We start from the raw sequence: 10,961 nt of genomic DNA, 5'->3' as shown, positions 1-10,961 counted from the left end.
TGGCGGTCATTAGAAAATGACAAGAAACTTTTTCTAATGACCGATTTGGGTTTATACCAACCTGCAACCCATTGTGGCGTCGTTTGTGGCTATCGCCATTGGCCAGGACCTGTTGAGTTGGGACAAGCCTGTGTCGTTGGCTTTGGTGCTGCTGAGCGCTTGGATTGTGACCAACAGTCAGCAGAAGGGCTAACCCAGTGGGGGGATTATTGTGTGATGGATGGAGCATCCATAGGATTTTTGGGTTAAAAACCAATAGGGGAGGCTTTGCCATGTGGTGCAAAGCCTCCCCTATTTAACTCCAATCGGTCGTTAGATTTCGGTCTAAAGACCGATTGGGGTTTAATGGGTCGCGGGTTACTTGGATAGGGGGTGTGCGCCAATTTGGAATGGCGAGCGCCATGGTGGGTAACCCTCGTGGTGGTTGGTCAATCCTTGGGCATTAGGGGTTGCGCCTTGAGCGCCCAAGGATTGTGGTGCTGATTACTTCTTGTAGCAGAGCGTCTCGCTACCATCGTAGCTCACAGCGTTGATGTAGGCCACGTTGCTGCCCAGTGTAACGCTTGTGTATGACGGACGGTAGTTCTTGTTGCTGCCTACGTAACCGATACCGTAGCTGTAGATCTCAACCAGCTTGCCGTTGGCGTCGTAAGCCTTGAAGCCGATGACGTTGGGCCATGCTGAGTGCTTGATGGTGATCTTGCCACTTGCAACGCTGCAACCGGTGCCAACGGCGATGCCCTCGGGAACGGTGAGCTTCTCACGGAAAGGCTTGGTGTTGTAGATGTTGATCAGGTACAAACCGGCGGGAGCCTTCGGGTAATGCTTGCTGTCGATGTAGCTCTGAAGCTCGTCGACCATGGCCTGTGTGATTTGCAGACGACGGTTGGCGTAGTCGCCGATAATCTCGTTGTGAGGCATCATCATGCCGCAGAGACGGAAGTAGTCGGTGTAGTCGGTCTTGGTAATGTCGCAAACCTGCTTTACGAAGTTGAGCTGCTGCTCACCGTCGGCGGTGTAGTCGGCGTTCTGGCCGATGCCGTTGTTCTTGCTGGGAAGATCCATGGTGCGCATTCTCTCGAAGATTCTCGGATAAGCGGTTGAGTCGACGCCTGCTCCGTAGGTGTAGCAATGGATGCCCCAGAAGGCCATCATTGTCGACCATACGTTGTGGCTCTGATGGAAGGTGCTGTTCGGGTTGATCATGTTGGGCTTGATGATGTTGTTCACAAAGCCGTAAGCCTTGTCGCCATTGCCCTCGTTCTCCATGCGGTGGAAGCCGCTTTCCTGGGTGCGGTCCTGTGCGAAGGCGGCCAGGAGGTTGTTGGTTACCTCGGTGAGACCAATCCAAATCACACCGTCGGTCTGGTTGTTGTGACCCAGCTCGTGGCCGGCACCCCAGTAGTCGAAGTAGTCGGGATTAGATGAGGAAGGCTGGCTGAGCGCGTTGACAGGAACGCACATGCCGTCGTTGCTGGCGTGGTAGAGACCGGCCGACTTAGCTACGCAGATCACGGTCTGGTGGTTGCCGTAGACGCGGTTGTACTTGTAGAGACCCATCATGGTGAACTCAGACGATACGATGCTGTCGTAGGTGTTGACGAGCCACACGGCATCCTTGCAGTTCTGCTTCAGGGTCTGAGTGGGGAAGTTGATCTGGCAGTGGTAGCCCATCAGGTCGGTGCAATCGCCGTTGGTGTTGTTGATGATGGCGTTGTAGTCCTCGTTGGTCATGCCCTTTGTGAGGTCGAAGTAACCATGCTCTGTGCACATGGCGAAGTGGATCTTCACCTTCGGAGCCTTGGCATAGTCGTTGGTGTAATAGTTCACGTAGATGTTACCCCTGTTGTTCACGGTGATGATGTTCACACCGTTCGACAGGGTGTAGTTGCTCTCGGCGAACACGGTAGGACCGAAGTTGCGAACCTTCATGCCCACAGCGTAGTCGGTGATGCCCTCGACGATGACGGCGATGCGCTCACCCTTTTCTACGAAGATACCAGTGGGGTTCTCGTGGTTGCAATAGCTATGAGAGGTCTTCAGCTCCTGCTGCAATGAAGATACGGGCTTGTAGGCGCGGAACTCGCCCACGCGGAACTTGGTAGAGTAGTTGCCGTCGAGCAGTGTGTAAACCAAGCGCTTGACAAACTGGTCCTTGATCTTAACGGCGGTCTCCTTGTTGATGCCCGGCTTCAGCGTGGTGCAGAGGTCGTCGGCGAAGAACTGGCGGAGGTACTCGGTGGTAGAGTTGTCGCGCTGGTAGAAGGCCATCTCGGCGCAGCTGGCAAAGCCGGCGCCACCGTCGGAGATGGTGTAACGCACAGCGCAAATGTTATCGATGCCCTCATCGCCAAACTTCACTTTCGTGTCGGTTCCCACCTGGCCGAAGTTGTAGTTGCCAAGGGTTACCCATGTGCTGTCGGACAGCTGGTACTCGATAGTGACGTTGCCCCAGTTACCGTTGCTGTTGCCGTCCTGGCGCGGAGTGTAGACGGCGTAGTCTACATGGCCGGGAATCGACAGGCGATAGGTGAGCACCACGGGGAACTTGGTCGATGTGCCGCCCCAAGGTGAGTGGTAGAACGTGTTAGGGTTGCTGTCGTACGAATTCTCGATGCCATAGCCGTCCATGTGCTGGTTGTCGGTGGCTGAGCCGATGTTGATCTTTCGGTCGGTGCTTCTCGATGCGGCGCCCTCCATGGTGTTGGGCTGCTGGTCGATGACAAACTGGGCGGTGTATGAGCTGTCGATGCTGGTCAGGGTCACGGTGGCGTAACGGTCTACACCGCTGACGTTGAACTCTGAGAACATGGCGAGGTTGCCGTTGGCGTCCTTCTGCACCTTCACCCATGTCTCGGGCGAGTTGACCGTGTAGTCGCAAGTGGCGTTGATGGGCACAACGGCGAAGTCGTTGTTGTAGCCCAAGGTGATGGTGTCGCCAGGAAGCATGATCTTGGCGGCGTTGGTGGTGTTATTAAGCTTGGTTTGCGCACTGGCTGTCAGTGACAAAAGGACAGCAGCGGCGGTAGCAAAAATCTTATGTTTGTTCATGGTGATTCTGTTTATCGGATAATGACTTTCTTGCCGTTCGCGATGTAGATGCCGTGAGTAGGCTTGTCAACACGCTGTCCGTTGAGGTTGTAGTAAACTGCAGGCTTCTCCTGGTTGTTGTCGGTGGTAACACCGTTGATGCCCGTAGGTGTGGTTACGAGGAACGGAGTGGTGGTCAAGACAATATCGGGATAATAGGACGATGTGGCCTTGATGCTGACGGTCTTGCCAAAGGCTGAATCCCAGAATGTGATGCGGCGAATGTAGTTCTTGTAGTCGCCACCCTCGGCGGTCTTGCTCTCGGTCAGCTCGTTGTTGTTGCTGTCTATGATGCTGATCATCGGAGCTGACGACTGGCCCCAACCGTTGGTCGACATGGGCTCGTATTTCCCGTTGCCCCAGTTGTACTCCTCATTGGTGTAAACATATCCTTCCTCTACCAGGGGGTAGGGGTTCTGGGGAGCGAGAATGGCGGTGGTGAGCACCTTGTTGTTACGAGTGGTGGGGAAAGAGTTGTAGAACAGGCTGTTGTTGCTCAGGTCGACGAGCGACAATGTCTTCTTGCAATCCTCGTTCCAAGTCACAGTGGTCAGGCCGCTGTTGGGCACCACGAGGCTCTGCAGGCTGCCGCACGATGTAACATCAAGCTGCTTGAGCTCGTTGTCGCCGGCCCAAATGTCTGTCAGGTTGTTCAGGCCCTTGGTGTCTAAGGCGGTCAGGTCGTTGTTGGAAACCGAAAGCACCTTGAGCGATGTGCACTTGTTGAGCTTCAGCGTCTTTATGGCATTGCGCTGCAAAAAGAGCTGCTCCACTCCCGTCATCGAGCTAACGCCAAGGCCTTTCAGCTGGTTGTCGGCCAAATAGACCTGCTTCAGGCGGGGAAGCTGTGAGACGGCGAATGTGGCCAACTGGTTGTCGGAACCATTGACAATCTGAGGGCCGTAGACCTTGAAGGTGGTCAGCTTGTTGCCTTGGGCGTCGATCTCAGCGAGGTTCTTGAAGTTAGTGAGGTTCAGGGTTACCAATTCGTTGTTGCCGCAATAGAGCTTCTTCAACGAACTGCTAATGTTGGTAAGGTCCATGTTTGTCAGGCCGTTACCAGCAACATAAAGAGAGGTCACTTCTGTGTCGGTCTCCAAGGTGAACGCAGACGACGCCAACGTTAGTGTTTGCATCGATCCATCGGTGACAAAGGTCTCCTTTTCTCCGTTTGCCCATGTGACGGTGACCGTCAGTCCGGGGTTCATGGCGATGGCGAAGGTTTCGCCCACTGCCTTGTTGGTAGTGAAACTCATTGTCGCTGCTTGCGTAACCGTAGCAGAACAGAGAAGCAATCCAATCAGTAGATGCTTGTAAAATTTTCTCATAAGCTTGTGAAAGTTAGATAGTAGTTACAGGGAGCAAAAGTAAGAAAAAGTTTAGACTGACGCAAACGTTTACCCTAATAAATATCGTAAAAAAACTAAAAACGCCTTCTTGGGTAAATTTTAGTATTGTTTTCTTCGTCAGTTTCATTTTTAATAGGTATCTTTGTCCGCAGATTTTTTAGATGTTAGTCAAAACAATAAGATTTTTTTAAGATTTTCGATGAACGTAATTACAAAGACCGTTCAATTGCCAGATGGAAGGACCATCTCAATTGAGACCGGAAAGGTTGCCAAGCAAGCCGACGGTGCCGTTGTTCTCCGCATGAACAACACCGTGCTGCTCGCCACCGTTACGGCAGCCAAAGAAGCAGTTCCCGGCACCGATTTCATGCCGGTGACAGTAGACTACAGGGAGAAGTATTATGCCACAGGCCGTTTCCCTGGCGGCTTCACCAAGCGCGAAAGTAAGGCCAGCGACGAAGAGATCCTCGTCTCACGCCTTGTGGACCGTGCCTTGCGCCCCTTGTTCCCCTCTGATTTCCACTGTGAGGTATTCGTGCAGATCTGGTTGCTCTCTAGCGACGGCAAGGATCAGCCCGATGCGCTCGCTGGCTTTGCAGCTTCTGCTGCCATGGCCTGCTCCACCATACCTTTTGAGCACACCATCTCTGAGTGCCGTGTGGCTCGCATCAATGGCGAGTATGTCATCAACCCGACATTCGACCAGATGAAGGACGCCGACCTCGATATCATGGTTGGTTGCACCAAGGACAACTTGATGATGGTTGAGGGTGAGATGAGCGAGGTGTCGGAGCAAGACCTAATTGGCGCTCTGAAGGCTGCCCAGGAGGCTATCAAGCCGATGTGCGACCTGCAGGATGAGCTGGCCAAGGAGCTCGGCACAAATGTGAAGCGCGAGTACAACGACGAGATCAACGATGAGGACCTGCGCAAGCAGATCCACGCCGAGTTGTACCAGCCCGCTTACGACATCATCCATCAGACGCTTCCGAAGCAGGAGCGCAACGATGCTTTCGACAAGACTATCGCCGACTTCCTGGAGAAGTACGACGCTGCCCACACCGACCTCTCAGAGGAGGAGCTCGAGGAGAAGCACGCTGAGGCAGGTCGCTATTGGGGCGACACCATGCGCGACGCCATGCGCCGTTGCATCCTTGACGAGGGCCTGCGTATGGACGGCCGTAAGACCGATGAGGTTCGCCCCATCTGGTGCGAGGTGTCTCCGCTGCCCATGCCTCATGGATCAGCCTACTTCCAGCGTGGTGAGACCATGTCTCTGGCCACCGTTACTCTGGGCACAAAGCTCGACGAGAAGCTCGTTGATGGTGCTGTGACACGTGCTTATCAGCGCTTCTTGCTCCACTATAACTTCCCTCCCTTCTCAACAGGTGAGGCAAAGAGCCAGCGCGGTCCCGGCCGTCGCGAGATTGGCCACGGCCACTTGGCATGGCGTGCTCTGAAGGGTCAGATCCCCGAGAACTTCCCCTACACGGTTCGTGTGGTGAGCGACATCCTCGAGTCGAACGGTTCTTCATCAATGGCCAGCGTCTGCGGCGGTACTCTCGCCTTGATGGACGCCGGTGTGCCCATCAAGAATCCTGTGGCAGGTATTGCCATGGGTCTCATCCACAACCCTGGTGAGGACAAGTTCGCCATCCTTTCTGATATTCTCGGCGACGAGGATCACCTGGGTGATATGGACTTCAAGACCACTGGTACGAAGAACGGTCTGACCGCCACTCAGATGGATATCAAGTGCGATGGCTTGTCGTTCGAGGTTATTGAGCGCGCTCTGATGCAGGCCAAGGCTGGCCGTGAGCACATCATGGCCGAGATGATGAAGACCATCTCTGAGCCTCGCGCTGAGATGAAGCCTCAGGTTCCGCGTATCGAGGCCTTCGATATTCCTAAGGAGTTCATTGGTGCCGTGATTGGCCCTGGCGGTAAGATCATCCAGCAGATGCAGGAGGATACCGGCTCAACCATCACCATCGATGAGGCTGATGGCGTAGGCCACGTGCAGGTGAGCGCTCCCAACAAGGAGTCGATCGACGCTGCCATCCAGAAGATTCGTGCCATCGTGGCCATCCCTGAGGTGGGCGAGGTGTACGACGGCGTTGTGAAGAGCGTCATGCCTTACGGCTGCTTCGTAGAGATTATGCCTGGCAAGGAGGGTCTGCTCCACATCTCTGAGATTGCTTGGAAGCGCTTGGAGACCGTTGAGGAGGCTGGTATCAAGGAGGGCGACCACATCCAGGTGAAGCTCCTTGAGATCGATCCTAAGACTGGCAAGTACAAGCTCTCTCACCGTGTGTTGGTGGAGAAGCCCGAGGGTTACGTGGAGCGTGAGCGCCGTCCCCGTCGTGAGGGTGGCGAGCGTCGTCCTCGCCGTGAGGGCGGTCGTGAGCGTCAGCCCCGCCACAACAACCATCAGGAGAACAACGAGGCAGCAGAGTAAGTTGCCCCAAGGTGATGGGCACCACATCTTGTTGCCCACCACATAAACCCATAAGGCCCGGCCGCATGTGTTATGCAGCCGGGCTTTTTATGTTACGCCGCCCGCTGGGTTGGCGCAATGGAGGGTGGGAGAGTGGCTTGCTGGGAAGAAGCAAAGCGATAAGTCGCTCGCAGGGTTGGCGCAATGGGCATAACGAGATGGCTCGTCTCACACCAGACGTGAGAAAACACACCTTATTATATAGGCTCCTCTCAGACGAGCGCCATGCGTTGCTTAGGTGGATTGCGACCATAGGAGTGCCTTGTTGATTATTTGATTCCCGCTAATTTACTTGTGCTTATACTTGTTTTTTACTGAAATCTACATACTTTTCACATTTATTTAGTACTTTTGTACGGTTCAAATGACCTGAATGAAATGAATGATAAGAAACTAAAGAAAGACAAATCAGTCAAGGCTCACGACGCTGCTGCCCACCTATCGACCTCTCAGCACGGCCGTTCGGCCTCGTCGGCACCTGTCGCGCAGAGTGGCTTGTCGCCCTTGATGCGCACCGTGATTGGTTGGGTGCTCCCCGTATTGGGATTAGTGGCTATTGCCGTAGCCCTCCTTGCTTACGACTCCGACTTCTTGTTCCGAGTGCAAGAGCTCAACCTGTTTCTCTACACCCCGCTGTTCTTTGAGCAACAGATGGTGGTTTCGGGAGGCTTCCTCACTTGGTTGGGCACTTATTTCACACAGTATTTCTACCATCCTTGGCTTGGTGTCGCGTTGCTCAGCCTGTGGTGGATGTTGCTCATGTGGTTCACCAAGCGAGCGTTTCGCCTGCCTGCCTATGCGTCGGCCCTGCTCTTGGTGCCCGTGGTGATGCTGCTCATCACCGTGGTCGACATGGGTTACTGGATTTTCTACCTGAAGCTTCGCGGGCACGTGTTTGCCGCCACCATCGGCACCACTGTAGCCGTCGGATTGGTTTGGCTCTATCGCGTCCTTTCGGGCCGTTTCCAATTGCGCAACCTGTTCATGCTTCTCAGCACAGTGGTGGCCTATCCCCTGCTGGGCTACTACGGCTTGATGGCCACAGGTCTCATGGCCTTGTTGGCTTGGCGAATGGGAAATGGTTTGCGTGACCAACTCCTCAGCAAGGTTGTAGCCACCATCGTGGCCGTTGTGGCCATCATCTTTGTGCCTCTCGTGTGCTATCGTTACGTGTATTGTCAGACACCTGAGAGCGGTATTTACACCACCGCCCTGCCTATCTATACTTTTTATGGCGAACACAATAGTTATTATCTGCCCTTCGAGTTGCTCACACTTGTGCTCGCCCTCTTTGCGCTTGCCTATGGTTCGTGGCGCAAAACGGTGCGCCGTAGCTACGTTGTTTTGGGCAATATTGCCGTGCTTGCTATCCTCGTGGTGGGTGCCTGGATGGGTTGGTATAAGGACAACAACTTCCGCCGCGAGCTCATCATGACCCACGCCGTGGAAGACCTCGATTGGGATAAGGTGCTACAAACCTATCAGACTCTTGGCGAGAACGAGGAGCCCACCCGCATGATGTGGATGCTGAAAAACCTCGCCCTCTTCCGCCAAGGCACCGCCGGCGACAACATGTACCACTACAAGAACGGCAGCGCCGCCCCTGATGCGCCGTTCCAGGTGCGCCTTTCGCAGACGGGTGCCAAGCTCATCTATTATCATTACGGCAAGCTCAACTTCTGTTACCGTTGGTGTTTGGAGGACGGTGTGGAGTATGGCTGGTGCGTCGACTACCTGAAATACATGCTCAAATGCTCCATCCTCAATGGCGAGATGAAGGTGGCCAAGAAGTATATCGACCTGCTCAAGGCGACAAAATACTATAAGGATTATGCGGAACACTATGAGCCTTACCTTACCAATCGCAGTCTTGTGAAGCACGATGTGGAGATGAAGCCCATCCTCCACTTCCTGAGCGGCCCCGATGAGCTCACCTCCGACAACTCGCTTGTGGAGCTTTATCTTATCAACAACTTCTCGAACGACAACTCCAACGACCCCGTCTACCAGGAGGCGTGCCTACAGGCAGCCTTGCAGTCGAAGCAGATACCCGTGTTCTGGACCCAGTTCTCTAAGTATGCCGACCTACACAATGGCCAGCGTATGCCCATACACTACCAGGAGGCCGCCTACCTTTATGGCCATTTGGAGAACAAGATAGACATCAGTCACATGCCTTTCGATGAGGAGGTAAAGAAGAACTATGACGATTTCATGGCCGCAGCGCAGGAGATGGGCGAAATGACCGAGGAGCAGATGAAGCCCTTGCTCTATCCCCGATTTGGCGGAACGTTCTACTACGAGTACTTCCTCATCCGTGGTCTGAAGAGCTATTGATGCTCGTGACGCGACCACTTCGCAATGGATTTACACAACATCAACACTGAAGAAATGAAACTCAGAAAGACAACATATCCCATGGGCTTGCGCCTTTACCATCGCGCCGCCCTCACACTGTTACTCATTTTGTCGCTCTTCCTCGCCTCATGCAGTAAGGTGGAGGTGCCCGCGCAGTATAGCGAGACCGCTAAGTTGCCAGCCGTTTACCCCGACTACACCAACGTGACGGTGCCGGTGAACATCGCACCGCTCACCATGGAGCTCACCACACCTGCCGAGGACATGGTTACGCGCTATAGCTTCGGCGACCAGGAGATCCTTTGTGGTGGCCTGAAGGCACAGCCCGACCTCGACGAATGGAAGGCTTTGGCCGCCGCAGCCAAGGGCCACGATATCCGCGTGGACATCTACGCCCAGAACCAAGGGCAGTGGACCCACTACAAGCCCTTCGCCATCAGCGTCAGTCCCGACAGCATCGACCCGTATATTTCCTATCGCCTCATTGCACCATCTTACGTCACCTACGAGGAGCTCACCATCAACCAGCGTTGCTTGGAGAACTTCGACGAGTCGGTGATCTACAACAACATGCTTGCGGCTAACGACAGCGACGGGCAGTGTATCAACTGCCACAACGTACAAAACTACAACCCCGACCGCTATCAGTTCCATGCTCGCCAGTACCATGGCGGTACGTTCATCGAGTATGATGGCAAGATGCAGAAGGTGAACATGAAGAGCGACAGCATCCTTTCGGCCGGTGTTTATCCCGCTTGGCACCCTACGCTGAAGCTCTTGGCCTATTCCACCAACAAGACCATGCAGAGTTTCCATACGCGCGACATCAACAAGATTGAGGTGCTCGACTCGCAGAGCGACCTCATCCTCTTCGATCCCGACAAGAACGAGGTGTCGACCATTCTCAACGATCCCAACGAGTTTGAGGTGTTCCCCTGCTGGTCGCCCGATGGCAAATACCTTTATTATTCGAGCGCCCATTTCGAATACCGCGACACGGTGGACCACGACAAGGAGGCCATTGCCCGTGCCAAGGAAATAAAATATAGCATTTACCGCCTGCCTTTCGACGAGAAGACACGCACGTTCGGTTCTCGCGAGATGGTGTTCGACGCCGCCGGGATGGGCAAGAGCGCCACGTTCCCTCGTGTGTCGCCCGATGGCCGATTCCTGCTTTATAGCTTGGGCGGATGGGGGTGCTTCCATATCTGGCACCGCGACGCTGACCTTTGGGTCACCGACCTCACCACTCTTGAGAGTCGTCCGCTCACGGCGGCCAACTCCAACAATGTGGAGAGCTACCATGAGTGGTCGTCCAACGGTCGCTGGATCATCTTCTCAACCCGCCGCGACGATGGCGTCTACACCCGTCCCTACATCGCCCACATCGACAAAGACGGCAAGCCCTCTAAGGCTTTTGTGGTGCCGCAGCGCGATCCCGACTTCTTCCACCAGTTCATGAAGAGCTACAACGTAACCATCTTCATGCGCGGTCCGGTGACAACCAAGCCCCAAGACATCTTCGATGTGCTGAAGAACGACAACGTCACGCCCGTGACGTTCCGTTCCGCGTCAGACAAATAATACACAGAATCATTTGGGTTAAAAACCCTCGAAGGCGTGCTTCACGCAAGCGGTAGACCCTTGGCCGCCACTTGCCCCGAGCC

At 54.5% G+C, this 10,961-nt stretch carries 5 protein-coding genes; 3 read left to right on the top strand and 2 right to left on the bottom strand.

Annotated features, from left to right (window positions below; all coding sequences use genetic code 11):
- Positions 1-483: 483 nt before the first annotated feature.
- Together WKK33_RS01070 and WKK33_RS01065 are read right to left on the bottom strand one after the other, a co-directional pair.
- Positions 484-3,051, bottom strand: coding sequence for a M60 family metallopeptidase (locus WKK33_RS01070; RefSeq protein ID WP_337932092.1), 2,568 nt, complete (start codon positions 3,049-3,051; stop codon positions 484-486).
- Positions 3,052-3,062: 11 nt separating this feature from the next.
- Positions 3,063-4,418, bottom strand: a complete 1,356-nt coding sequence (locus WKK33_RS01065) for a hypothetical protein (RefSeq protein ID WP_337932091.1) — start codon at positions 4,416-4,418, stop codon at positions 3,063-3,065.
- A gap of 220 nt (positions 4,419-4,638) precedes the next feature.
- On the opposite strand from WKK33_RS01065, the gene pnp reads away from it, so the two are divergent.
- From pnp to WKK33_RS01050, 3 genes are all read left to right on the top strand, one after another.
- On the top strand, positions 4,639-6,897 hold the full coding sequence (gene pnp, locus WKK33_RS01060) for a polyribonucleotide nucleotidyltransferase (protein ID WP_337468916.1): 2,259 nt from the start codon (positions 4,639-4,641) through the stop codon (positions 6,895-6,897).
- 417 nt (positions 6,898-7,314) lie between these two features.
- Complete coding sequence (locus tag WKK33_RS01055; RefSeq protein ID WP_337932090.1) at positions 7,315-9,273, top strand: DUF6057 family protein; 1,959 nt, start codon at positions 7,315-7,317, stop codon at positions 9,271-9,273.
- A 54-nt stretch (positions 9,274-9,327) separates the two neighbouring features.
- Positions 9,328-10,878 (top strand): hypothetical protein, encoded by a 1,551-nt coding sequence (locus tag WKK33_RS01050; RefSeq protein WP_337932089.1) that lies wholly within the window; start codon positions 9,328-9,330, stop codon positions 10,876-10,878.
- The last annotated feature ends 83 nt before the right edge of the window (positions 10,879-10,961 follow it).

This window comes from Hallella sp. (assembly GCF_037460745.1).
In the GTDB taxonomy this organism is placed as follows: Bacteria; Bacteroidota; Bacteroidia; order Bacteroidales; family Bacteroidaceae; genus Prevotella; species Prevotella faecis.
The sequence above is the reverse complement of the archived record's forward strand: the minus strand, read 5'-3'. Positions and strand labels throughout refer to the sequence as shown.